Below are 23,692 nucleotides of genomic sequence, written 5' to 3'. Positions count from 1 at the left end.
GCGGACGCCGCAGCCTCCTGTCGAATCCGCTGCGACACAGCGGAATTCGACAGGAGGCTGCCAGTCCGTGAACGCGACCTCGGCGTCTCGTCAGGTCACAGGTAGGGGCTCTGGGTGAGCAGGTGGCTCCGATAGCCTTCGCCGACACCGGGCTCGGGAGTGCCGGACCAGTCCTTGATGAGGACCGCGCCGCCGGTGCAGCCCCACGGGTTCCAGGTCCACGCCAGGTAGCCCATGCCGTTCGCGTCGGCCCAGTCCACCAGTCCCTGCATGTAGTCGAACCCGCAGTCGTCCTGGCCGAACTCGCCGAGCACGACCGGCACCTCCTGCATCAGCGGGGCGATCTCCTCGTTCCAGCAGGACTCGGTCACGCACCGGTTGAAGCTGTACGAGTGCCAGGACGCGGCGATGTTGCCCAGCGGGTCGTTCGGCATGTAGGCGAGCCATTCCCGCATGTCGTTCGTCCATTCGAGCCCGCCGACCATGAGCATGTTCGTGGCGCCGGTGTCGCGGACCGCGTCGACGAGGTCTTGCATGCCGGCCACCTCGTAGTCGATGCCGGCGCAGGTGCCGCCGTCGCGCAGGCACTGCCAGCCCAGGGTCTTGTCCCAGTCGCTGGCCATGTCCGGGTACGGTTCGTTGAACAGGTCGAAGACGACGGCGTCGTCGCCCTTGAAGGTGTCGGCGACGCCGGCCCAGAACTGCGGGGCGTACTGCGCGTCGGGCATCGGCTTCTGGCAGGTGGCGTGCACATCGGTGCAGTGCCAGTCCGGTCCCGTGGTGTAGGCGCCCCAGGTCCAGTGCAGGTCGAGGATGACGTTGAGGCCGTTGGCGACCAGGAGATCGACATAGTCCTCGACGCCCTCCTGGTAGGCGGGGCCGCTGGGCGAGCCGTTGAGTCCGAGCCAGCACTCCTCGTTGAGCGGGAGGCGCACCGCGTGGATGTTCCAGGCCTTCATGGCGTCCACGGACGCCTGGTCGACCGGGCCGGAGTCGAACAGGCCCTTGCCCTGCACGCACGCGAACTCGGCTGAGGACCGGTCCACGCCCAGCAGCCGGTACGGTTCGCCGTCCTCGGTGACGATCTGGTTGCCGACGACGCTGAGCTGCGGAGCCGGACCGTCCGGCGGGGTGGTGGTCGGGTCCTCGCCGGGGGTGGTGGTCGGACCCCCGGTGGGCGTCGTCGAGCCGGTGCAGGGTGTGCCGTTGAGCGCGAAGGACGCCGGTACCGGGTTGGCGTCGCCCCGTGCGCCGACGAATCCGATCGAGGTGGAGGCGTCGGTGGCAAGTGACCCGTTCCAGTCCATGCTGGCGGCGGAGACGCCGGCGCCGGATTGGGTCCAGACGGCGCTCCAGCCCTGGGTGACCCGCTGGTCGGCGTTCGGGAAGTCGAAGGTCAGCGTCCAGTCGGACGTCGGGTCGCCGAGGTTGGTGACGTCCAGGTCGGCGCTGAACCCGCCCGGCCACTCGCTCCGCACGGTGTAGGTGACCGCGCAGCCGGAGGTGGCCGCCGCTGCGGGAAGGGTCGCCGTTGCCAGGCCGCCCAATATGAGTGCGCCGACGGCTCCGGCGACCAACAGTGTCTGATGATGTCGCATTGCAGCTCCTTGATGCTGGTGAGGGGGGTATGGGAGCGCTTCCGCTCTCACCTTAGTTCGGCACCCGAAGAAAGTCAAGGATGTGTATATCTCTATGCTTGGTGAACGTCGTGCGTTCGGTCCGGCGAAACGGCAGGTGCAGCGAGGGAGGCACGCGTGGCGCTCGGCCCGACGTGGACGAACAGATCGAGGACCCGGGGCCTGGTCCTGGACGCCATCCGCGCGGCCCGCACGATCAGCCGGGTGGAGCTCGCGTCGGCGACGGGTCTCGCGGGCGCCACGGTCTCCGAGCTCGTGCGGGAGCTCATCGACGACGGATTGGTCGTCGAGGCCGGCCCAGGCGCACCGACGGGCGGCAAGCCGCGCACGCTGATGCGGCTCGACCCCCGGGCCCGCTACAGCGTCGGAGTCCTGATGGAGCGCAACGCCTGCGTCATCGTCATCGTCGACTTGGCCGGTCGTCCGGTAGCCCGGACCTCGTTCCATGGTGTGGCGTCGATGCCGCCGGACCAGGCGCTGCCGGTGATCGCCTCGCAGGTGGACGCCCTGCTGGCCACGGCCGCCGTCGACCGCGAACGGGTGCTGGGGGTCGGGCTGGTCAGCTACGGCCCGCAGGACCGGCGCGCGGGGGTGCTGCTGAGCCCGCAGCCCTCCGAGCAATGGCTCGAATACCCGGTCGCGGAGCGCCTGGGGCAGGCCCTCGGCCTGTCCGTGCTGCTCGACAACGACGCCGCGGCCGCCGCGATCGGCGAGTACTGGATGGGCGCGGTCGACCGACGAAGCACCTACGGCTGCATCTACATGGCCAGCGGGATCGGCGGCGGGGTCGTGGTCGCCGGCGAGGTGTACCGCGGCAGTTCCTCCAACAGCGTCGAGCTCGGCCATATGTCGATCGACGTCGACGGCGACCAGTGCCCGTGCGGCAACGTCGGCTGCCTGGAGAACTACGCCGGCCCCTCAGCCCTGGTCCGGCAGGCCGCGGCCACGCCCGGGCTCGCCGAGCGGCTGGCGCCCGACCCCGACACCGCCGACTTCCTCACCGAGTTCGCGCGGATCGCGGCCGCCGCCGACGCCGGCGATCCGGACGCCTCTCGCCTCATCGAGCGCTCGGCCCGCTACCTCGGCGCCGCCGCCGTCACCATGACCATCCTCTTCGACGTGGACGCGATCATCCTGGCCGGTCCGAGCTTCGCGATGGCGGGCCCTGCGTACCAGACCGTCATCCAGGAGGAAGTGGACCGCCGCACCGCCAACTGGCGGACGCACCCGGTGCGGGTGATGCCCTCCGTCAACGGCCCCGACGCGGCGGCGATCGGCGCAGCGGCCCTCGTGCTGCAAAGCGAGCTGACCCATGGCCGGGCCCAGGCGAAGGACCGGCGGGACGAGAGAGCTTCGCGTCACGCGTCGTCCGGCGGGAGGTGGCGTTCGCTCCAGTGCCCCAACGGCTGAAGCAGGGAGATCAGCTCTTCGGCGTCGGGCGTGAGGGTGTACTTGATCTGGACCGGCGTGGTGGGAATGACCGTGCGTTCGATGAGCCCGCGGGCCTGGAGCTGCTTGAGCCGCAACGTCAACTGTGGATCTGAAATGCCCGGGGCCAAGGCGCGGTACTCCTTGAACCGGCGGGCGCCCCGGGCCCCGGCGAGCAGGATCGGCCCGGTCCAGCGAACCCCGATGATCTCGATGGCACGCAAGATCCGGAGGCAGTTCTCCTCGTCGACAGGCGCGCCCGGCGGTCGCTTCGCTTCTCCAGAACTGGTCACTTCTCAAAAGTAAGTCACTTTGGTGACGTTTGCCAAGGCGGATCGGCGGGGGGAGGCTTTCCCTGACCGAAGAGAGGGAGTTCGCCATGACCGCACAGACCGCGCCGATGGCCCGGCGGGTGGACCGGGTGTCCGACAAGGTGGACCTCGGCCCGACCGCCATGTCCGCCCGCAGTTCGCTGATCATCCCACCGGGCGACGACTCCCGGACCGATCCGTTCCTGCTCATGGGAGAGGAACTAGTCAACCAGCCGGGCTTCGACTGGCATCCGCACCGCGGGATGGAGACCGTGACCCTCATCCTGGACGGCGCACTGGAGCACGGCGACAGCATGGGCAACGCCGGTGTGCTCGGGCCGGGAGACGTGCAGTGGATGACCGCAGGGCGGGGCGTCATCCACCGCGAGGTCGCCGCCCGCTCGGAGCACGCCCATGTGATCCAGATGTGGCTCAACCTTCCGTCGCACAAGAAGTCGGTGCCCACCGGCTATCAGGACCTGCGGGCCGGCAAGCACGCCGTGCACACCGAGCCGGGCGTGCTGGTCCAGGTGATCTCGGGAGCGACCGGGGCGGTGCGCGGGCCCGCAGTCAACCACTGGCCGATCCTGGGCATGGTGATCACGCTCGACCCGAAGGCCGAGTACCGCCAGGTGCTCGACGGGAGCGAACGCACCTTCGCGTACGTGATCGCGGGCCGGCTGACGGTCGGCGGCCGGGCCTTGGGCGCCGGGCAGATCGCCTGGTCCGATCCCGTGTCCCGGCAGGGCGACCCGACCACGTTGGCCTTCGTCGCCGCCGACGCCGACGAACAGGCCACGGTGCTGCTGTTCTCCGGCCGCCCCATCGGCGAGTCCGTCGTCGCCCACGGCCCGTTCGTGATGAACACCCGCGCCGAGATCGCGCAGGCGTACCGCGACTTCCATTCCGGCGGGTTCGGCAGCATCCCGGGACACACGATCCTGCCCGCCGGAGCCTGATCGACCGAGGCCGCGCCCGCGTCCCGCGAGGACGCTCCGGGCGATCGGCCATCCGAAAGCAATTCGAACTAGGAGTGACGGCAATGACAACAGTTCTGGTGGCGGGCGCGACCGGCAGCCTCGGCAGCCTGATCGTGAAGCACCTGCTGGATCGGGGCGCCGACGTGCGCGCGCTGGTCCGGAAGTCCTCGGTGGACAAGCTGACGGCGCACCCGAATCTGACGGCGCACGTCGGCGACCTGGCGGACGGCGCGGACGCGCTGGCGCGGCACCTCGACGGCGTGGGGGTCGTCGTGTCCGCGGTCCAGGGCGGACCCGAGGTGATCATCGACGGGCAGCGGGAGCTGCTGCGGGCCGCGGAGCGGGCCGGCGTGCACCGGATGATCCCGTCGGACTTCTCGATCAACCTGTACGGCTACGACTACGGCGTCAACATCCTGTCCGACCTCCGCCGCGTGTTCGCGGAGTCGTTCGCCGCGTCGACGGTCGCGCGCACGTCGGTGGCGATCGGCGCGTTCCCCGAATACTTCCTCGGAGAGGTCCACGAGGTGCTCGACCCGGCGGCCGGCACCTTCTCGGTGTGGGGCGACGGCACACGCCCGATCGACATCACCACCATCCCCGACACCGCCGCGTTCACGGCCGCGATCGCGCTCGACCCGAGGACCGCGGGCCGCGACGTGCACGTGGTCGGCCAGCAGCTGTCCATGATGGAATTGCGCAACGAGGTCGAGGCGGCGTCCGGGCGGCGGTGGGAACTGGTGCGCAAGGGCACACTGCGGGACCTTCGCGCAGAAGTGGTGCGCCGACAGTTCACCGCGTCCAGCCCGCTCCAATACGCGGCCCTCCAGGCCCAGGTGGCGATGTTCGACGGGACGGCCTCCCTGCGGGACGTCCGCAACGCGGACTACCCGGACGTGGTACCGACCTCGCTGGCGCAATACCTGGCGGGCCCGGGCGCGGCGCACTTCACGGCGCCCGAAACGGCGCGGCGCCCGGACGAGTGGCCGACAGCGGTCTGACCCGCCTTAAGTCCCTTCCCTTGGGGCCGAAGGGATCAGGTGAACAGGCGCGAGGCGAGGACGGCGGCCTGGGTGCGGCGCTCCAGGCCGAGTTTCGCGAGGACGCGGGTGACGTAGTTCTTGACCGTCTTCTCCGCCAGGTGCATCCGCTCGGCGATCTGGCGGTTGGTGAGCCCTTCGCCGATGAGCGCGAGGATGCGCTGCTCCTGCTCGGAGAGCACTTCGAGCTCGGGGGCCCGCGGCGGGCCCGAGCGCAGGCGCTCCAGGACCGCGCCGGTCACGCGCGCGTCCAGCAGCGACCCGCCCGCGGCGAGTTTCCGCACGCCGTCGACGAGGTCGTTGCCGCGCACCTGCTTGAGCAGGAACCCGGCCGCGCCCGCCTCGATCGCCGCGAACAGCGTCGCATCGTCCTCATAGGAGGTGAGGATGACGACCGCGACGCCCGGATCGGCCGCCTTGATCGCGCGGCACACCTCGACCCCGCTGCCGTCGGGCAGCTGCGCATCCAGGACGGCCACGTGCGGCCGGGCCGCGGGGAGGCGCCGCATCGCCTCGGCCACGTCGGAGGCCTCGCCCACGACCTCGATGTCGCCGTCGCGCTCCAGCAGCTCGCACAGGCCCCGCCTGACCACCTCGTGGTCGTCCAGCAGGAACACCCTGATCGTCTCGGTATCCATCCATCGAGTATGGACGAGCCCGCACGCCGCGGCACAGCGCGGAAGTCCGCTGTGCAAGGGACCTTGGGCCCGTGCGCAACAGGACGTTCGGCGCTGCCGCGGCATCGGCCGGGCGCAGAGACTGGACGCAGAGTGAGAGGAGTGGTCGCGATGAACCACAGCAGCATCGACGACACCGTCGTGGTCGGCGTCGACGGATCGGAGCCGGCCCGCAGGGCCCTGGAGTGGGCGATGGAGTACGCCGAGCGCATCGGCGCGCCGGTCCTGGCGGTCCAGGCCTGGCAGGTCCCGTTCACCTCCGGGGCCGAGGGGATGGTGCTGTCGGCGGCCGAGTACGCCGCCGCCGCGCGCCAGGACCTGGAGAAGGCCGTGGACGAGGTCGCGCGCGAGCGCCCCGGCGTGTACATCACGATGCTCGCCGTGGAGGGCAACTCGGGGAGGACCCTGGTCGAGCGGTCCGAGCACGCCGCGCTGCTGGTGGTCGGCAACCGCGGGCACGGCGCCCTGGTGGGCGCGATCATCGGCTCGGTGGGCAAGTACTGCGTGACGCACGCCCGCTGCCCGGTCGTAGTAGTGCGCGGCGGCGAATGAACCGGACGGGGCGGGCGTTCCCCGCCGCCCCGTCCCCTCCGCCCGGCCGCCGTGCGTCGGCGGCGCACTCGGCCTAGCGCCCTCCTGAAGGGACTCGCTACGATCGGGGCCATGGCCGCATCGACGCCGCCCCGGCCGCACCGCCACGAGCCGCCGGGACCTCGGACCCCGATCGATCAGCTGCTGAGCGAACTCGCCTCGCGGGTCGACGAGATCGTGATCGACCGCGAGCGCCTGCGCGCCCTCCTCGACGCGGTGATCAGCATCGGCTCCGACCTGGAACTGGCCGCGATCCTCGACAGGATCGTCGCCGCCGCATGCAAACTCGTCGGCGCCCGCTACGGCGCCATGGGCGTCCTCGACGGCGCCGGGGGCCTGGCGGACTTCCGCACCCAGGGCCTGACCCGCGAGGAGATCGAAGCGCTCGGCGACCCGCCCACCGGTCGGGGCATCCTCGGCCACATCATCGACCACCCCGAGCCGCTGCGCCTGATCGACCTCTCCGCCCACCCCGCCTCGGTCGGCTTCCCGCCCGGGCACCCGCCGATGCGCACGTTCCTCGGCGTCCCGGTCACCGTGGGCGACAAGGCATGGGGGAACCTCTACCTCACCGACAAGCACGGCGGCGAGCTGTTCACCGAGGACGACGAGGCGATCATCCAGGCGCTCGCGGCCGCCGCCGGGGTCGCGATCGACAACGCCCGCCTCTACACCGAGCTGGCCGCCTCCCAGGCCGAACGCGAGCGCCTGGTCGTCTTCCGCGACCGGGACCGCATCGGCCGGGACCTCCACGACCTGGTCATCCAGCGGCTCTTCGCGACCGGCCTCCAGCTCCAGTCCATCGTCCACCTCGTCGACGAGTCCGAGGCCGCGACGCGCATCAACACTGCCGTGGACGAGATCGACGGTGCCATCGCCGACCTGCGCGCGGCGATCTTCAGCCTCCACACCGACGCCGACCAGGCGTTCTCGGCGACCGTCAAGGGCCTGTGCGGGGTGGTGCGCCACCACCTCGGATTCGCACCCCGCGTGGAGTTCCAAGGGCCCGTGGACGACGCGGTCCCCGAACTGGTGCGCATCGAGGTCCTGGCGATGCTTCGCGAAGCGCTCTCGAACACCGCACGCCACGCCAAGGCCACGCGCGTCACCGTCGTCACGGCCGTCGACCGGGCGACCCTGGTGATGACCGTGACCGACGACGGGTGCGGCATCCCGCCGCAGGCGCCGCGCCGGGGGCTGGCGAACCTCGCCTCCCGCGCCGCCTCACTCGGCGGAGCGTTCACCATCGCCGGGGCCGAACCAACCGGGACCGAGCTGCGCTGGACCATCCCGCTCGGCGGCGAGCCCTCCCGCGAGCACTAGGGCCCCGGCCCGGGCCGCGCACCGGTCCGCCCCGTTGGAGTCCCTTCGGGACCAACGTCCCCGACGTTCCGGGCGTTGGGCTCTGACGTGCGCCCCTGCGCGGCCGGAGGATCGGTTCAGGGCGGGCCGGACCGCCCGCCGAACCGCAAGGAGCCGACATGGCACTCCGCACGCCTCCCGCGGTCGACGCGCTCGACGCCGACGGCCGCATCGTCCGCATCCGCCCGATCGCGCCCGGCGACCTCGCCGCGCTCATCGCCATGCACCAGCGGTGCACCACCGCCGACCTGCGGTACCGGTTCTTCGGGTCCGGCCGCGGCGTCCTCGGCATCGAGGCCCGCCGCCTGGCCGGGCTGGGCGGCACCGGCCGGGGCGTGGCGCTCGCGGTCGAGGACGGCGGCGAGATCGTCGCCGCGGCCTCCTTCGAGCGCTTCCGCGAGGACCCCGGGCGCGCCGAGTTCGGCGTCCTGGTCACCGAGGAGCACCAGCACCGGGGACTGGGGACGCTCCTGCTCGAACACCTCGCGCTCGCCGCCGGGGCCGCGGGCGTCAAGGAGCTGTCCGGGCAGGTGCTCGGCGACAACTACAAGATGCTGCGCCTGGCCCGGCGCCTGGTGCCCGGGACGCCGATGCCCTACGCCGACGGCGTGGTCGACGTGGTCCTGACCGCGGACCTCGACGGGGCGTTCGCCGACGAGGTCGCCGCGCGCGAGCGGTCCGCCGAGCGCCTGTCGCTGCGGCCCCTGCTCGACCCGGTCTCGGTGGCCGTCGTCGGGGCCAGCCGCACCGGCCGCGGGGTCGGCGCGCGAATCCTTCGCTCCATCGTGGACGGTGACTTCACCGGTCCGGTCTACCCCGTCCACCCCGACGCGGACACCCTCGCCGGGCTCCCCGCGTCCGCGTCCTTCGCCGAACTGCCGCAACCGGTCGACCTCGTGATCGTCGCCGTCCCCGCGCCCGCGGTCGCGGGTGTCCTGCACGAGGCGGGCGAGGCCGAGGCGCTCGCGGCCGTCGTGGTCACCGCCGGGTTCGCCGAGACCGGCGACGCCGCGGCACAGGACGCGCTGGTGCGCATCGCGCGCGACCACGACATGCGCCTGGTCGGGCCCAACTGCCTGGGCGTCGTCAACACCGCCCGTTCGGTGCGCCTCCAGGCGAGCTTCGCCGCCGAGCCGCCCGCGGCCGGGGGCCTGGCGCTTGCCTCCCAGTCGGGCGCGGTCGGCATCGCCGCCCTCGCCCACGCCTCGCGCACCGGACTGGGCGTCCACTCGTTCGTGTCCCTGGGCAACAAGGCCGACGTGTCCGGCAACGACCTGCTCGCGTACTGGTACGACGACCCCGCCACCAAGGCCGTCGCGCTGTACCTGGAGTCGTTCGGGAACCCCCGCAAGTTCGCGCGCATCGCCCGTGCGGTGGCCCGCCGCAAGCCGGTCCTGGCCGTCAAGGGCGGCCGCTCCGAGCCCGGTCGCCGGGCCGGGCGCTCGCACACCGCCGCCGCGGCCACGTCGGACACCGCAGTCGACGCGCTCTTCGCGCAGGCCGGGGTGATCCGCTGCGACACCCTCGAACAGCTCCTGGACACCGCCCGCGTCCTGGTCGACCAGCCGCTGCCGCGAGGACGCCGGCTCGGCGTGATCGGCAACGCCGGCGGCGCCCGGCTCCTCGCCGCCGACGCCGCGGCCGACGCCGGGCTCGCCGTCCCCGAGGCCGCGGCCCGCTCCCGGCTCGCCGCGGCGGTCCCGGACGCCGCCGCCGCGGCCAACCCGGTCGACCTGGGCGCCGCAGCCGACCCGGGGGCCTTCGCGGAGGCGATCGCGGCCCTCGGCGAATCGGGCGAGGTCGACGCCCTAGTGGTGGTGTTCGCCGCGACCGGCGTCAGCGACGCCGAAGGGAACCTCGCCGCGATCGGCGACGCCCTTGACACGCTGCCCGCATTGCCCGCCGCCGCGGTCGTCATGGGCATGGCCGAGCCGCCCACCGCGCTCGGCGCCCGAGCCGTCCCGGTGTTCGCGTTCCCCGAACCCGCCGTGACGGCCCTGGGCCGGGCCGCCGACTACGCCGCCTGGCGCTCCCGGCCGCTCGGCTCGCGCCCCGACCTGCCCGGCATCGACCGCGCCGGGGCCCGCGCCGTCGTCGACCGGCTCCTGGAGCACGGCGACGGCTGGCAGAGCGCCTCCGACGCCGCCGCGATCCTCGCCTGCTACGACATCCAGGTCACGCAGGCGCTGGGGGTCGCCTCGAAGGGCGAGGCGGTCGCCGCCGCCCGCGCCTTCGGCTACCCGGTCGCGGTCAAGGCCGACGACCCGCGGTTCGTCCACAAGACCGGCACCGGGACCGTCCACCTCGGTCTCGGCGACGCCCACCAGGTCCGGGCCGCCTACGCCGAGGTCGCGGCGCGCATCGAGGGCGACGAGAACGCGTCCGTCACGGTCCAGCCGATGCTCGACGCCGACGTCGAGCTCGCCGCCGGGATCGTCCACGATGCGCAGTTCGGGTCCCTCGTCATGGTCGGCCTCGGCGGCACGGCCACCGACATCGCCGACGACAAGCAGTTCCGGCTCCTGCCGGTCACCGACGCCGACGCCGCCGCGATGTGGCGTTCCCTGCGGTCGAGGCCGCTGCTGGAGGGCTACCGCGGCTCGCGCCCGGTGGACACCGACGCCCTGGCCGACCTGCTGGTGCGCCTCGGGCGCCTCGCCGAGGACCTCCCCGAGATCGCCGAGCTCGACCTCAACCCGGTCATGCCCGTGCGCTACGGCGTCCAGGCCGTCGACGTCAAACTGCGGCTCGCCCGCACCGGCGACGAGCCCGACCCGATCGCCCGCCGCCTGCGCTGACCGCCGCGCCGGGCGGTCGGCACCGGCCGCCCGGCGCGGGTCCTAGGTCCCGGCAGGTCCGGCGGTTGGTCACTCCCCCATCGGCTCCGGGCGCGCTGGGATGGAAGTACCAAGCGACCACCTCGGGAGGGACCATGCACACCACACCTCGCGTCGTCATCGTCGGCGGCGGGTTCGCCGGCCTGGAGACGGCCTTCACGCTCCGCTCCCATCTGGGGAAGCGGGTCGACCTGCTGCTCATCGCCGACCAGCACGACTTCGTGTTCAAACCCAACTCGATCTACCTGCCGTTCGGCGGCGACGAGGACAAGCTCCACGTCCCGATCACCGAGCCCGCGACGCGCCGCGACATCACGCTGATCCGCGGCTCGCTCGCCCGCGTCGACGCCGAAGGCCACCGCATCGAGCTCGACGACGGCACCCTGGAGCACTACGACTACCTGGTCCTGGCGACCGGCGCCGCCATGCGCCCCGAGGAGATCCCCGGGCTCGCCTCGCACGCCCGCACCATCTGGACCCCCGACCAGATGCACGAGCTCGGCGCCGACCTGGAGCGGCTGCGGGAGCGGACCGCGGGCGGTTCGGTCGCGCACGTGCTGTTCCTCGTGCCGCCGGGCAACAAGTGCGCCGGACCGCTCTACGAGATCGTGTTCATGCTGGAGACCTGGCTGCGCCGCCGGCACCTGCGCGACCTGGTCTGCCTGACGTTCACCACGTTCGAGTCGAGCTTCATCCAGGCGTTCGGGCCCGGCGTCCACAAGGTCGTGTCCGAGGAGTTCGCCGACCGGGGCGTCAACGGCTACACCCGCCAAGCGGTCACCCGCGTCGAGGACGGCCGGGTCGAGTACGGCAACGGCACCGCCCGCACCTACGATCTCCTCGTGGCGTTCCCGCCGTACGTCGCCGCCGTCGACTACCCGGGCCTGCCGACCGACGACCGCGGGTTCCTGCTCACCGAGCCCGAGACCCGCCGCGTCAAGGGCACCGCGAACGTCTACGCTCCCGGCGACGCCGGGGACTTCCCCGTCAAGCAGGCGTTCCTGGCGTTCCTCCAGGCCGACGCCGTCGCCGACGACATCGCCGCCCGCATCGACCCCGGAGCCGTCCCGCACCCGCGCCGGTTCGCGCCGATGAGCATGTGCGTCATGGAGATGCTCGACAAGGCCACCTTCGCCCAGGTCCCGCTCCGGACCACGGGCGACCCCGACGCCCCGGTCCAGGTGGACCCCGACGCCGGGGACGACTACCTCGTCGGCGTCTCCCCGCTGTGGCGCCTGGGCAAGAAGGCCCTCGGCTACTACCTGCCCCACCAGTTCGGCGCGGGCAGGCCCTTCCACGGCGGACTCCCCTGGCACACCATGGAACTGGGCCTCAAAGGCATGGCCAAGACCCTCGCGGCGCCGGTCCGGGAGTGACCGCGCGGGAGGGGGCCGGCCCCGACGACGCCGCAGGAGCGGGCCGCGACCTGAGGTCGCGGCCCGCTCCTGCGGCGTGCTACTTGAGCCAGGGGTTCCTGGCGACGAACCCGATTGCGGCCCAGGTCTTCCCGAGACCGAGGGTGTCACCGGCGTGCACCATGGCGAGGCCGACGAGGAGACCGGCGTAGACGAGGTGGTCGTCCATGAACGGGTTGTTCTCCGGCCACAGCGCGGCCGACCACATCAGCACCAGCAGGAGCACGCCCGCGACGGCGGCGATGCGCATCCCGATGCCCAGGACCAGCGCGAGGCCGATGCCGAGCAGGCCCGCCATGAACAGCCAGTCGGCGAAGGCGGAACCGGCCATGCCCTGGTAGAAGTCCGCGAGCGGGCCCTTGGTGCCGAACGACAGGAACCCCTCGGTCGGGCTGCCGCCGTTGAGCCAGGAGCCGTCCTGCTCGGTGGCGAACCCGAGGCCGAACGTCTTGTCCAGGAAGGCCCACAGGAACACCCAGCCCAGCGCGATGCGCAGGACGGCCCACACGTAGTCGACGCCGTGGCGCTCGGCCGCGGGGGCGACGGTGGATTCGGTTGCGGGAGAGACGGTCATGACAGCTCCTTACGAGTTCCGCACCGGCTGCTCTCTCCGGTGACACCTTTATGGAACCGCAGATCAGCGCCGGTTCCGAGGGGCCGGAAGACGCCGCTTTCAGGGACGAAGGTCCCCTGGTGCGGAGGCGGCCGCCCGGAGCGACCGGCCAGACGGCCCGACGGTCACTCCCCCATGAGGCCGGCCGGCGCCTTCGACATCTCCCGCGGGCCCACGGCCTAGTCGCGCAGGCCGATGCGTTCGTGGAGCCGACGGAGCGGCGCGGGCGCCCACCAGTTGGCGCGGCCGGTCAGGCGCATGGCCGAGGGCAGGAGGATGCCGCGGATCACCGTGGCGTCCACCAGGACCGCAAGGGCCATGCCGAGGCCGAGCATCTGGAGGAACACGACGTCGCCGGTCGCGTAGACCGCGAACGTGAACGCCAGGACGAGCGCGGCGGCGGTCACGAGCGGGGCCGAGCGTTGGAGGCCCGCCGCGATCGACCCGGTCGCGTCGCCGGTTCGGTCGTACTCCTCCTTGATGCGCGCGAGCATGAACACCTCGTAGTCCATCGACAGGCCGTAGGCGACGCAGAACATGAGGATCGGGATCGACGGCTCGAAGGAGCCCTGCGGGGTGAACCCGATGAGACCGGACAGGTTGCCCTCCTGGAAGACCCACACCAGGGCGCCGAACATCACCGCCAGCGAGAGTCCGTTGAGGACGGTGGCTTTGAGGGGCGCGACGACGCTGCCGGTCATGAGGAACAGGACCGCGAACGTGATGACCACGATGAGCGCCAGCAGGAGCGGGAGGCGGTCGAGCAGGGCGTCGCGGAAGTCGGCGAGGTCGGCCGGGTAGCCCGAGACGCTGGTCGCGAACGGGGCCGCGACGGCGCGGACCTCGCCGACCATCGCGTACGGGTCGTCGCGCATCGCCGCGCCGGTGGGGACGGCCGACAGCCAGGTGTCATCGGCGGACCAGGCGAAGCGCTCCGTGTCGGCGGGTGCGACAAGGCGACCCTCGACGAAGCGCCCCGCCGCGGAGTCGACTTGCGCGATGCCGTCCACTTCAGAGAGATCGGCGGCGTAGGCGGCGAGGGCGGCCTCGTCGGCGTCCTCGGCGAGGACCTGGAGCGCATCGGTCTCCTCTGCGGTGAACCCGGCGGTGACCTGGTCGGTGACGACCCGGCTCGGCGCGTCCTCGGGCAGCGTCCGTTCGTCGGGGACGCCGAACCGCACGCCCAGCAGCGGCGAGGCGAGCGTCAGCACGAGCACCAGCGCGCCGGTGCCCCACAGGACCGGGCGGCGGGTCACGGCGGCCGCGAGCCGGAACCAGCGCCCCCGCTCGACCGGCCGGAGCGGGGCGCGGCGCTCGACCCTGTGGCCCCAGACCGCCAGGGCCGCAGGGAGGACCACGACCGCGCCGAGGGCGGCCGCGAGCGGGACGACGATCCCGGCGTATGCGAAGGACCGCAGGAACGGGAAGGGCATGAGCAGCAGCGCCGACAGGCTCGCCGCCACGGTGACCGCGCTGAAGACCACGGTGCGCCCGGCGCGGGCGACCGTGCGGGCCAGGGCCTCGGCGCGCTCGTGCACGGCGGCCTCCTCGCGGTAGCGGCTGACGATGAACAGGCAGTAGTCCACCGCCAGGCCCATGCTCATCACCAGGATCAGGTTCGCGGCGAACGTCGAGACCTCCACCTGCGCGGCGATGAACCGTATGGCCGCCAACGAGACCGCCAGCGCGAACAGGCCCACGCCGACGGTGAGGAACGCGGCGGCCGGGCGGCGGTAGATGACGACGAGCAGCACCAGCAGGCCGGGGATGACGATGGCCTCGGCGAGCAGGAAGTCCTCCCGGGCGATGGCGGCGGCCTCGCGGAAGAGCTCGTCGGAGCCGCCGATGGCGACTTCGAGGGGCCCTTCGGTGCGCTCGAACTCGGCTTCGAGGCGGGGCAGGACGTCCTCGCGGACGTGCGTGACCTCGCCGGGGAGGTAGGCGGTGACGAGCGCCTGCGTGCCGTCCTCGCTGCGCAGTGTCGGGGAGGCGGCGTCCCAGTACGAGTCGACGCGCGCGACCTCCGCGTCGGCGGCGAGCTCGGCGGCCAGGGCCGCCCCGGCGGCGGCGGTGGTCTCGGAGTCGACGTCGCCGTCGGCGGCGGTGACCAGCAGCAGGAAGTTCGCCGACCCGACCGCGAAGTCCTCGTGGAGGCGGTCTCCGGTCGTGATCGACTCGGACCCGGGGACTTCGTAGCGGGAGAGCACGAGCGCGTTCATGGCCCCTGCGGCGGCGATCCCGGCCGCGGCGAGCACCAGGAGGGCGGTGGCGAGGACGGTCCTGCGGCGCTGGAACGTGAAGCGCCCCAGGCGGTGCATGGCGGCCTGGCCGCGCGGTGGAGCGTGGGGGGTCATGGGGTCTCCTGACCGGCGTAGACTTGAAATACGAGTGAGCGCTCGTAAATAAAAATACGAGTGATCACTCGTAATATCAAGTTTGAGAGGTGCCTATGACCGACGACACAGCGAAGCCGAACGCCCGGCCCGCCCGCAAGCGCCAGGCCCGCGGCCAGCAGCGCGAGGCGCAGCTGCTCGACGCCGCCGCCGACGTCTTCGCCGCCCAGGGTTACGCGAAGGCGAGCACCAACGCCATCGCCGCCGCCGCGGGAGCGTCGCCGGGCACCCTCTACCAGTTCTTCAAGAACAAGCAGGAGATCGCCGAAGCCCTCATGGCCCGGTACGTCGAGCGCCTCTACGCCGCCCACGGCGAGGCCTTCGCGGTCGGCGACGCGAAGCTGCCCTTGCCCGAGCTGTTGGACCGGGTCCTGGACCCCATCGTCGCCTTCGACCGCGCGAACCCGGGATTCCATGTCCTGCTGGCAGATCCAGGAGTCACCCCCGAACTGGCGAACGCCAAGCGTCCGGCCCAGGAACTGATGTTCCGGAGCCTCGACGCCATATTCGCCGAAAGGTCCCCCGGCCTTCCGCCTGAAAAGCGGACGCTCACGGTGGCGGTGGCGATCCACATGTTCCGGGGCCTGCTCCCCATGATCATGGCCGCGACCGAGAACGAACTCCCCCGGGTCGTCGCCGAGACCAAGCAGGCCCTCCACGCCTACCTCGCGCCCGTGCTGGACGCGAGTTCCTGACGAGGATTCGAGCGGGCTCGCGGAGGACCGGTCGCTCTTGCTTGCAACCGCGGTTTCATGTAACCATGGTTGCATGAGCGAGTCGCGACCTTCCGAGCCCGGCGAGTGGGTGCTGTTGTCGTACCGGATGCCGCGGGAGCCGTCGAGTCCGCGGATCGCGTTGTGGCGCAAGCTGAAGCGGCTCGGGGTCGCGCAGATCTCGGACGGGCTGGCGGCGCTGCCCGCGGATGCGCGGACGCGGGAGCACTTGGAGTGGATCGCCGACGAGGCCCTGGAGGCGGGCGGGACGGCGGCGATCTGGATCGCCCGGCCCGCCGCGCTCGCACAGGAGCGGGAGTTGGCGACCTCGATGGCCGAGGCCAGGGCCGCCGAGTACCGGGGCGTTCTGGACGCGGCCGCAGCCGCCGCCGGGCTGCCGGAGGCCGAGCGGACCTCCGTGGTGCGGCGGCTGCGGTCCGAACTGCAACGGATCAACCGGCGCGACTACTTCCCGCCGCCCGAGCGCGAAGAGGCGAGGCGCGCGGTCGCCGACCTGCAAGGCACCGGCGCCGCCGAGGCGGTGGGGTCGTGAAGTGGGCGACCCGGGCGGGCGTCCACATCGACCGGGCCGCGTGCATCTGGCTCATCCGCCGCGCCGTCGACCCGGACGCCGAGTTCGTGTTCGTCGCCGACCCCGCCGACGTGCCGGCCGAGGCGACGCCGTTCGACATGCGCGGCGTCGATCTCGGCCACCAGGGCGGCGACTGCTCCTTCGAGACGATCCTGCGCCGCTACGACCTCACCGACCCGGTCCTGTGGCGCCTCGCCCAGACGGTCCACGAGGCCGACCTCGACGATGAGCGGTTCGACGTCCCCGAAGCCCACGGCATCGACATCGCCCTGCGCGCCCTCTCGATGGTCGGCGACGACGAGCAGACGATCGCCCGCACCCGGCCGCTGTTCGACGGCCTCTACGAGTACTACCGCCGCGCCACCCTCCTCGGTCGCGAACCCGCCTGAGACACAAAGGAACCCCTGCCCATGAGCACCGAAGCCGACCGCACCGGCCCCGCCGCCGTACCGGACCCGCCCCTCATCCAAGGTGACGTCGTCCCTTTCCGGACCGCACTGAAGGCGTGGTTCCTGATCTCCCTCCAGACGTTCGGCGGCCCGGCCGGGCAGATCGCCGTCATGCAGCGCACTCTGGTCGACGAGCGCCGCTGGATCGGCCAGCAGCGGTTCCTCCACGCCCTCAACTACTGCATGCTCCTGCCCGGCCCCGAAGCCCAGCAGCTCGCGATCTACGTCGGTTGGCTCCTCAATGGAGTGCGCGGCGGGCTCGCCGCCGGGATCCTGTTCGTCATCCCCGGCATGGTCGCCCTCCTGGTCCTGTCGATCGTCTATGTCGCCTTCGGCGACACCACGATCGTCACCGCCCTGTTCGCCGGACTCGCCCCTGCCGTGGTCGCGATCGTCGCCCAAGCGGTCCACCGGGTCGGCAAACGCGCCCTGTCCCACCCGCTCCTTCTCGCGCTGGCGGCGGCCGCCTTCGTCGCGTTGGCGCTGTTCGGAATCCCGTTCCCGATCGTCATCGCCGCCGCGGCGGCGGCAGGATGGGCCATCGGCCGCTGGAAGCCGAACGCACTCAAAGCGGGCGGCCACGACTCGGCGAAGGACGGCCCCGCGCCCCTGATCGCCGACGACGCCCTCCACCACGAGACCCCGAGCGGGGCCCGCGCGGCCCGCATCATCGTCTTCGGCCTGATCCTATGGGCCGCACCGGTCCTCGCCGTCGCACTGTCGACCGGGACCGGGTCGGTGTTCACCGCGCAGGGCCTGTTCTTCTCCGGCACCGCCGTGGTCACCTTCGGCGGCGCCTACGCCGTCCTCGCCTACGTCGCCCAGCGCGCCGTCGAGCACTACGCGTGGCTGTCGGCCGGGGACATGGTCAAGGGCCTCGCCCTGGCCGAGACCACGCCCGGGCCTCTCATCATGGTCGTCCAGTTCGTGGCCTTCCTCGGCGCCTACCACCATCCCGGCGACTTGAACCCTTGGGCCGCAGGCGTTCTCGGCGCACTGCTGACCACCTGGGTGACGTTCGTGCCCTGCTTCCTGTTCATCTTCCTCGGCGCCCCCTACATCGAACGCCTCCGCAACAACCAGAAGCTCTCGGCGGCCCTCACCGGCATCACCGCTTCGGTCGTCGGCGTGATCGCCAACCTCGCCCTCTACTTCGCGGTCAACACCCTCTTCACCGAAAGCCGGGACATCGACGCCGGGCCGCTGCACTTCGCCGTCCCCGAACTCGCCTCCGCCCAGCCTGTCGCCCTCGCCGTCACGGCCGTCGCGCTGGTCCTCGTGTTCGCCCTGAAGTGGCCGGTCCTGCGCGTCCTCGGCGTCTGCGCCGCCCTCGGCCTCACCGCCGGGCTCGCCGGCCTGCCCGTCGCCTGACCCGGGCGGGCGGCGCCTGGTCTCTTGACTGGGCGCCTCGTCCACAGTGGCGTGGGAGTCCCGGTCCGAGGCGAGCGCCCGTACCAGCAGTGCCTCCAGCCACCCGGCTGGAACGTCATCAGTCCCGGGGGCCGAAGGCGTGCAGGAAGGTGCCGATCGCGGCCGTCGCGACCTGCCGCATCTCGGCGGCCGACAGGCGGCGCGTGCCCCATTCGGCGCGGGCTTCGAGCGGGCCGGTGAGGAGGGCGCTCAGCTGCTCCACGGCCGCGTCCGGGTCGGTGATCCGCAGCCGTCCGGCGAGTGCGAGCCGCGCGAGCCGGTCGGCGAGGGCCTGCTGGACACGCGCGGAGGCACGGACCTGCACGATCTCCAGCAGGTCCGGCAGGTGGGAGAGTTCGGCGTACAGCAGCCGCCGCAGTGCCCAGGACTGCTCGTCGCAGTAGCACTGGATCAGGCGGAAGCCGACGTCTTCGAGGAGTTCGCGCGGATCGCCGCCGGAGTCGACGAGGCGTTCGACGGCGGCGAGGTTCTTGGCGGTGGCCTCCTCGGCGCTGGCCGCGATCGCCTCGCGCAGCAGGGTCTCCTTGTCGCCGAAGTGGTTGTAGACCGTGGCCTTGGCGACTCCGGCTTCGGTGGCGACTTCGTCGACGCCCGCCTGCGCGTACCCGTGACGGGCGAACACCGCGAACGCGGCGGCGAGGATCGCCTGCCGCTTGTCCATGCGGCCCCGCGGGGCCGCCCGTCCCGTCTGCTTCGTCGCGGCGCTCATCGCCCCAGCGTAGACGACCTCCCCAAAATTGGACCCATGGGTCTACTTTTCCGTTCGCCTGAGTATGCAATACTCGCCAGATCAGTAATTTAGACTCGTCAGTCTGGTTTGATTGGAGTCCCCGTGTCCTCAACTGGGAACGACCGCCTCGACGCGGCGCTGCTGCGGCTGGTCGGGGTGATCCTGCTCGGCGGCGTGCTCGGACTGCTCAGCAGCACCATGGTCGCCGTCGGCCTCGACCTGCTCGCCGCGGAGTTCGACGCCTCCCTCGCCACGATCGGCTGGGCCTCGACCGGGTTCCTGCTCGCCGTCACCGTCGCCATCCCCTTCACCACCTGGGCCGTGGACCGGTTCGGCGGCAAGCGGATGTGGCTGGTCGGCCTCGCGCTGTTCGCCGCCGCCTCGCTCGCGGCGGCCTTCGCCTGGGACGCAGGCAGTCTCATCGCGTTCCGGGTCCTCCAGGGCTTCGGCGCGGGCATCCTCGACCCGCTCGTGCTGATCCTCCTGGCCCGCGCCGCCGGTCCGGCCCGAGCCGGACGGGTCATGGGGCTCATGGGCGTGGTCCTGTCCCTGGGGCCGGTCGTCGGCCCGATCTTCGGCGGCGCCGTCCTCGACCGCCTCGACTGGCACTGGATGTTCTACCTGAGCGTCCTCATCGCCGCCGTCGTGTTCGCCCTGTCGCTGCGGGCGCTGCCCGCCGATCCGCCGCGGGAGGTCGGTCAGGAGCGGCCGCGGCTCGACGTCATCGGGCTGGCGCTCATCGGCCCCGGCGTCGCCGCGCTCATCCTCGCGGCCTCGCAGGCCGCCGAGCACTCGGCGTTCGCCGTCTGGCAGACGCTGCTGCCGCTCGCGGCAGGCGCGGTGCTGCTCGCGGTGTACGCGATCCGGGCGCTGCGGCCCGGCAGTGCGCCACTGATCGACCTGCGGATGTTCGCGAACCCGGGCTTCAGCGCGAGCGTCGCCATCATGGGGCTCACCGGGGTCGTGATGTACGCGAGCCTGATCGTCCTGCCGCTGTACTACCAGCAGGCGCACGGCTCCAGCGTCCTCGCGGCCGGACTCCTCATCGCCCCCTTCGGGCTCGGCGGCACCGTCTCGATGCCGCTGGCCGGGTGGATCTCCGACCGGATCGGCAGCCGCGTCCTCGCCCGCGCCGGAGCGACCGTCCTACTGGCGTGCGCGATCGGACTGACCCGCCTCGACGCCGACACGCCGCTGGAGTGGCCGGTGGCCGCGACGCTCGCCATGGGCCTCGCGAGCGGGTTCGTCAGCGCCCCCACGATGGGATCGCTGTACCGGGCACTGCCCGCTTCGCAAGTGGCCCAGGGCAGTTCGGTGCTGTACACGCTCAACCAGCTTGGCGGCTCGATCGGCGTCGCCGTCGTGGCGCTCATCCTGACGACCGCGGCCGAGGGCCGCGGGTTCCCGAACGTGTACTGGTTCCTGGCCGCGGTCCTCGCGGCCGTCCTGGCCGCCACCTGGGCCCTGCCGGGCGGCGCGCCGCCGCCGGAGGCGGAATCCCGCACGGAGGCCGAGGCCGGGGCGGTGCGGTCATGAGGACGATCGTCATCACGGGCGGCACCGACGGCCTCGGCGCGGGACTCGCCCGGCACTACCTCGCGCAAGGCGACGCGGTGGTGGCGATCGGGCGCAGCGAGGACAAGGGAGCGTCGCTGGCGCGGCTCGGGGCGCACTTCATCGGCGCCGACCTGAGCCTGGTCGCCGAGAACCGGCGAGTGATCGACCTGCTCGCGTCCCGCTTCGGGGCGATCGACGCGCTCATTATGTGCGCCAGGTACTTCCGCTCGCGCCGCCACGAGACGCCCGAGGGCTTCGAGGCCTGCTTCGCGCTGGAGTACCTCAGCCGGTTCCAGCTGAGCCACGGACTGCTCGACCGCTTGGAGGCCGCGCCCGCACCGGTCGTGCTGAACGTCTCGGGACCCGGCGCGCCCAAGCCCGAGATCCGCTGGGACGACCCGGGTTTTCACCGCGGCTACTCGGGAATGGAGGCCCAGTTCCACGCCGGGAGGGCCAACGACCTCCTCGGGCTCTCCTTCGCCGCCGAGCATCCGGACGCCCGGACCAGGTACGTCCTGGTCAACCCCGGCAGCATCGCCTCCAGCTTCGCCGGGGAGTTCGACCCCGCCACGGCGGCCCTCGTCGAGCGCATGAAACGGACCGCCACGCCGGTCGACCGGATCGTCCCGCACCTCGCCGCCCTAGTAGACGCGCCGCCAGCCGATCCGGTGAGCGCCTTCGCCATCAATCGGCGCATCGACCACCGCACGAGTGCAGCCGACGACCACGCGGCGACCCGCCTCCACCGGCTCACCACCGAACTGCTGCGTCACTGAGCCCGCCCCTGCCGCCGGGGGTCGGCGCGGCTGGCTGTCGACGCGCGAGTCGGCCATTGGCCCATCGTCATCGGCTGATGCGGTGGGCGGTGGTCATGGCGAGGAGTTTGTCGGGGTTGCGGATCGCGTAGAAGTCGGTGATCCTCCCGGCGGCGACCACGAGCAGGAAGACGCCTTCGAGGCGGTCCTCGACGTAGGCGGCGATCGCGGGGGCGCCGTTGCAGTTGACCGTCTCGATCCGCAGACCCGGCATCGTCCGTCGCCTGTGGAAGATGTCGAGGACGGCGGCGGCGACCTTCGCCGCGCCGACCACCGGGCTGCGGGACGCGATCGTCTTGCCGCCGCCGTCGGCAGTCCACACCGCGTCCGGGGCGAGCAGTGCGAGCAGCCCGTCCAGGTCGCCGGTGGCGCTGGCGGCCATGAACTGCTCGGTGATCCGCTCGGTCTCGGCCCCGACGGGCGCGAAGCGCTTGCGGCGGGCCCGCACGTGGCCGCGGGCGCGATGCGCCGTCTGGCGCACCGCCGCGACGGACTTCCCGACGGCCGCGGCGATCTCCTGGTGCTCGAAACCGAAGACCTCCCGCAGGACGAACACCGCGCGCTCGTCGGGGGTGAGGGTTTCGAGGACCACGAGCATCGCCATCGACACCGATTCGGCCAGGACGGCGTCCGCCGAGGCGTCCCGCTCGTCCAGCAGCAGCGGCTCGGGCAGCCACGGCCCCACGTAGTCCTCGCGGCGGCGGCTGCTCGCCCGCAGTGCGTTGAGCGCCTGCCTGGTCACCAGCTTCGCCAGGTACGACCTGGTGTCCCGCACCTCCGCCAGGTCCACTCGGGACCATCGCAGGTAGCCGTCCTGGAGGACGTCGTCGGCCTCGGTCGCCGATCCGAGGATCTCGTAGGCGATGGTGAACAGCAGCGGCCGCAGCGCCGTGAAACGCTCGGCGTGCTCGTGCGAGGCTTCGGCGCTCATGCCGCACTCCGATCCGCCGCCGGGTCCACCGCGCGCGGACCGCCCTTGATCCAGACCATCGTGCCGGGCTTGCGCGCTTCGAGGCGGATGCGTTTGGCGACCACGAACCGGCAGGTCGCCTCCTTGATGATCGCCCCCAGACGGCCGCCGATGAACAGGCCGGTCATGGAGTCGTCCTTGCGGCCGATCTGCCGGATGCCGTCACGCCGGCCCAGGCTCACGCACGCGCCGGTGAACCCGAGGTCGATCACGTCCGGCTCGGTCCCGGCGAGGCGGCTGAGCACCGTGTCGGCGGCCCGCGCCCCGAGCGGCCCGGCCGCGTACCCGCTCATCCGCAGCGGCCGCCCCGAGGGTGCGGCGCAGTCGCCCGCCGCGACGATGCGGTCGTCGTCGACGCTGGTCAGCGTCTCGTCGGTGAGCAGCCGCCCGAGATCATCGGTGGACAGCCCGCTCGCCGCGGCCAGGCCGGGCACGGCGAACCCGGCCGTCCAGACCGTCACAGCGCTCGCCCGCTCGACGCCGCTGGCGAGCCGGACCGCGTCGGCCCGCACTTCGGCGACGCTGTCGCCCTCGATCACGGTGGCCCCGTTCCTGTCGAGCCACTTGGCGACATACCGCCGCCCGGGCCCGCTCAGGTACGGGGCGAGGACGCGGCCGCACACGAGCGCGACCTCGCGACCCTGCGCGGCGAGTTCGGCCGCGATCTCGATGCCGGTGAGCCCGCCGCCGACCACGGTGACCGGCGCGTCCATCGCCAGCGCTTCGAGGTCGGCGCGCAGGCGCCGCGCGGGTTCGAGTTCGGCGATGCCGTAAGCGAACTCGGCGGCGCCGGGCACCGCGGCGGGCACCGCCCCGGTGCTGCCGACCGCGTAGACGAGGTAGTCGTAGGCCAGCGCGCCGCCGGAGGACAGGTGGACGGTCCGCGCGGCGGGGTCGATGCGGTCGGCGCTGTCGACGAGGAGTTCGACCCCCTCGCCGAGCAGCGTCCCGTACTCGATCTCGGCGTCGCCGGTGCCCGCCGCGAGCTGGTGCAGCCGGATGCGCTCGACGAATTGCGGGCGCGGGTTGACCAGGGTGACTTGGACGTCGCCGCGCTGCCGCAGGCGGTTGGCCGCGAGCGTTCCGGCGTATCCGCCGCCGAGGACGACGACCTTCGGGGAGTTCAGGCGTTCGATCATGCCCCCAAGACA

21 protein-coding genes are annotated in these 23,692 nt (G+C 72.3%); 13 read left to right on the top strand and 8 right to left on the bottom strand.

What is annotated here, in order from left to right:
- Positions 1-95 precede the first annotated feature (95 nt).
- A complete protein-coding gene (locus tag ACFFXY_RS10635; RefSeq protein ID WP_382349506.1) occupies positions 96-1,598 on the bottom strand; it encodes a cellulase family glycosylhydrolase in 1,503 nt (500 codons plus the stop codon).
- Positions 1,599-1,754: 156 nt separating this feature from the next.
- Here ACFFXY_RS10635 and ACFFXY_RS10630 point away from each other — a divergent pair, with 156 nt between their 5' ends.
- The gene (locus ACFFXY_RS10630) at positions 1,755-3,047 is read left to right on the top strand and encodes an ROK family transcriptional regulator (RefSeq protein WP_382349503.1); all 1,293 of its coding nucleotides are present in this window, start codon (positions 1,755-1,757) and stop codon (positions 3,045-3,047) included.
- Here the strand turns inward: ACFFXY_RS10630 and ACFFXY_RS10625 are convergent.
- Entirely contained in the window at positions 2,996-3,358 is a 363-nt protein-coding gene (locus tag ACFFXY_RS10625) for a winged helix-turn-helix transcriptional regulator (protein ID WP_382349500.1), read from the bottom strand. The two genes, ACFFXY_RS10630 and ACFFXY_RS10625, sit on opposite strands and share 52 nt — an antisense overlap.
- 86 nt (positions 3,359-3,444) lie before the next feature.
- Here ACFFXY_RS10625 and ACFFXY_RS10620 point away from each other — a divergent pair, with 86 nt between their 5' ends.
- Together ACFFXY_RS10620 and ACFFXY_RS10615 are read left to right on the top strand one after the other, a co-directional pair.
- Positions 3,445-4,335 (top strand): pirin family protein, encoded by an 891-nt coding sequence (locus ACFFXY_RS10620; protein ID WP_382349497.1) that lies wholly within the window; start codon positions 3,445-3,447, stop codon positions 4,333-4,335.
- A gap of 83 nt (positions 4,336-4,418) precedes the next feature.
- Positions 4,419-5,357, top strand: a complete 939-nt coding sequence (locus ACFFXY_RS10615; RefSeq protein WP_382349494.1) for an NmrA family NAD(P)-binding protein — start codon at positions 4,419-4,421, stop codon at positions 5,355-5,357.
- A 35-nt stretch (positions 5,358-5,392) separates the two neighbouring features.
- Here ACFFXY_RS10615 and ACFFXY_RS10610 read toward each other — a convergent pair whose 3' ends face one another.
- Positions 5,393-6,034 carry a response regulator gene (locus ACFFXY_RS10610; protein ID WP_382349491.1) on the bottom strand — a complete coding sequence of 214 codons (642 nt, stop codon included), beginning with the start codon at positions 6,032-6,034 and terminating at the stop codon, positions 5,393-5,395.
- 150 nt (positions 6,035-6,184) lie between these two features.
- On the opposite strand from ACFFXY_RS10610, the gene ACFFXY_RS10605 reads away from it, so the two are divergent.
- The 4 genes from ACFFXY_RS10605 (at position 6,185) to ACFFXY_RS10590 (ending at position 12,239) form a co-directional block, all read left to right on the top strand.
- Positions 6,185-6,625 (top strand): universal stress protein, encoded by a 441-nt coding sequence (locus tag ACFFXY_RS10605; RefSeq protein ID WP_382349488.1) that lies wholly within the window; start codon positions 6,185-6,187, stop codon positions 6,623-6,625.
- A gap of 111 nt (positions 6,626-6,736) precedes the next feature.
- Positions 6,737-7,987 carry a GAF domain-containing sensor histidine kinase gene (locus tag ACFFXY_RS10600; protein WP_382349485.1) on the top strand — a complete coding sequence of 417 codons (1,251 nt, stop codon included), beginning with the start codon at positions 6,737-6,739 and terminating at the stop codon, positions 7,985-7,987.
- 158 nt (positions 7,988-8,145) lie between these two features.
- Positions 8,146-10,824, top strand: a complete 2,679-nt coding sequence (locus tag ACFFXY_RS10595) for a bifunctional acetate--CoA ligase family protein/GNAT family N-acetyltransferase (protein ID WP_382349482.1) — start codon at positions 8,146-8,148, stop codon at positions 10,822-10,824.
- Positions 10,825-10,958: 134 nt separating this feature from the next.
- On the top strand, positions 10,959-12,239 hold the full coding sequence (locus ACFFXY_RS10590) for an NAD(P)/FAD-dependent oxidoreductase (RefSeq protein WP_382349480.1): 1,281 nt from the start codon (positions 10,959-10,961) through the stop codon (positions 12,237-12,239).
- Between the two features lie 79 nt (positions 12,240-12,318).
- Here the strand turns inward: ACFFXY_RS10590 and ACFFXY_RS10585 are convergent, their stop codons facing one another.
- Both ACFFXY_RS10585 and ACFFXY_RS10580 read right to left on the bottom strand, forming a co-directional pair.
- Positions 12,319-12,852 (bottom strand): hypothetical protein, encoded by a 534-nt coding sequence (locus ACFFXY_RS10585; RefSeq protein ID WP_382349477.1) that lies wholly within the window; start codon positions 12,850-12,852, stop codon positions 12,319-12,321.
- 218 nt (positions 12,853-13,070) lie between these two features.
- The gene (locus ACFFXY_RS10580) at positions 13,071-15,245 is read right to left on the bottom strand and encodes an MMPL family transporter (RefSeq protein WP_382349474.1); all 2,175 of its coding nucleotides are present in this window, start codon (positions 15,243-15,245) and stop codon (positions 13,071-13,073) included.
- A gap of 95 nt (positions 15,246-15,340) precedes the next feature.
- Between ACFFXY_RS10580 and ACFFXY_RS10575 the strand changes: the two genes are divergently transcribed.
- The 4 genes from ACFFXY_RS10575 (at position 15,341) to chrA (ending at position 18,409) form a co-directional block, all read left to right on the top strand.
- The gene (locus ACFFXY_RS10575) at positions 15,341-15,979 is read left to right on the top strand and encodes a TetR/AcrR family transcriptional regulator (RefSeq protein ID WP_382349471.1); all 639 of its coding nucleotides are present in this window, start codon (positions 15,341-15,343) and stop codon (positions 15,977-15,979) included.
- A 73-nt stretch (positions 15,980-16,052) separates the two neighbouring features.
- A complete protein-coding gene (locus ACFFXY_RS10570; RefSeq protein WP_382349468.1) occupies positions 16,053-16,550 on the top strand; it encodes a Chromate resistance protein ChrB in 498 nt (165 codons plus the stop codon).
- Positions 16,547-16,978: a chromate resistance protein ChrB domain-containing protein gene (locus tag ACFFXY_RS10565; RefSeq protein WP_382349465.1), complete on the top strand. Its 432-nt coding sequence runs from the start codon at positions 16,547-16,549 to the stop codon at positions 16,976-16,978. Before ACFFXY_RS10570 ends, ACFFXY_RS10565 begins: the two co-directional genes overlap by 4 nt.
- A gap of 21 nt (positions 16,979-16,999) precedes the next feature.
- A complete protein-coding gene (gene chrA, locus ACFFXY_RS10560; protein ID WP_382349462.1) occupies positions 17,000-18,409 on the top strand; it encodes a chromate efflux transporter in 1,410 nt (469 codons plus the stop codon).
- 118 nt (positions 18,410-18,527) lie between these two features.
- Here the strand turns inward: chrA and ACFFXY_RS10555 are convergent, their stop codons facing one another.
- Positions 18,528-19,178, bottom strand: coding sequence for a TetR/AcrR family transcriptional regulator (locus ACFFXY_RS10555; protein ID WP_382349459.1), 651 nt, complete (start codon positions 19,176-19,178; stop codon positions 18,528-18,530).
- A 123-nt stretch (positions 19,179-19,301) separates the two neighbouring features.
- Between ACFFXY_RS10555 and ACFFXY_RS10550 the strand changes: the two genes are divergently transcribed.
- Both ACFFXY_RS10550 and ACFFXY_RS10545 read left to right on the top strand, forming a co-directional pair.
- On the top strand, positions 19,302-20,735 hold the full coding sequence (locus ACFFXY_RS10550) for a DHA2 family efflux MFS transporter permease subunit (protein WP_382349456.1): 1,434 nt from the start codon (positions 19,302-19,304) through the stop codon (positions 20,733-20,735).
- The gene (locus ACFFXY_RS10545) at positions 20,732-21,532 is read left to right on the top strand and encodes an SDR family NAD(P)-dependent oxidoreductase (RefSeq protein WP_382349453.1); all 801 of its coding nucleotides are present in this window, start codon (positions 20,732-20,734) and stop codon (positions 21,530-21,532) included. The genes ACFFXY_RS10550 and ACFFXY_RS10545 overlap by 4 nt, the downstream gene beginning before the upstream one ends.
- A gap of 67 nt (positions 21,533-21,599) precedes the next feature.
- On the opposite strand, the gene ACFFXY_RS10540 is transcribed toward ACFFXY_RS10545, so the two are convergent.
- Together ACFFXY_RS10540 and ACFFXY_RS10535 are read right to left on the bottom strand one after the other, a co-directional pair.
- A complete protein-coding gene (locus ACFFXY_RS10540) occupies positions 21,600-22,502 on the bottom strand; it encodes an RNA polymerase sigma-70 factor (RefSeq protein ID WP_382349450.1) in 903 nt (300 codons plus the stop codon).
- Positions 22,499-23,680 carry an NAD(P)/FAD-dependent oxidoreductase gene (locus ACFFXY_RS10535; RefSeq protein WP_382349447.1) on the bottom strand — a complete coding sequence of 394 codons (1,182 nt, stop codon included), beginning with the start codon at positions 23,678-23,680 and terminating at the stop codon, positions 22,499-22,501. The genes ACFFXY_RS10540 and ACFFXY_RS10535 overlap by 4 nt, the downstream gene beginning before the upstream one ends.
- Positions 23,681-23,692: the final 12 nt, after the last annotated feature.

Source organism: Glycomyces mayteni (genome assembly GCF_042428885.1).
Taxonomy (GTDB): Bacteria; Actinomycetota; Actinomycetes; order Mycobacteriales; family Micromonosporaceae; genus Glycomyces; species Glycomyces mayteni.
This window is presented reverse-complemented; position numbering and strand designations above follow the sequence as displayed.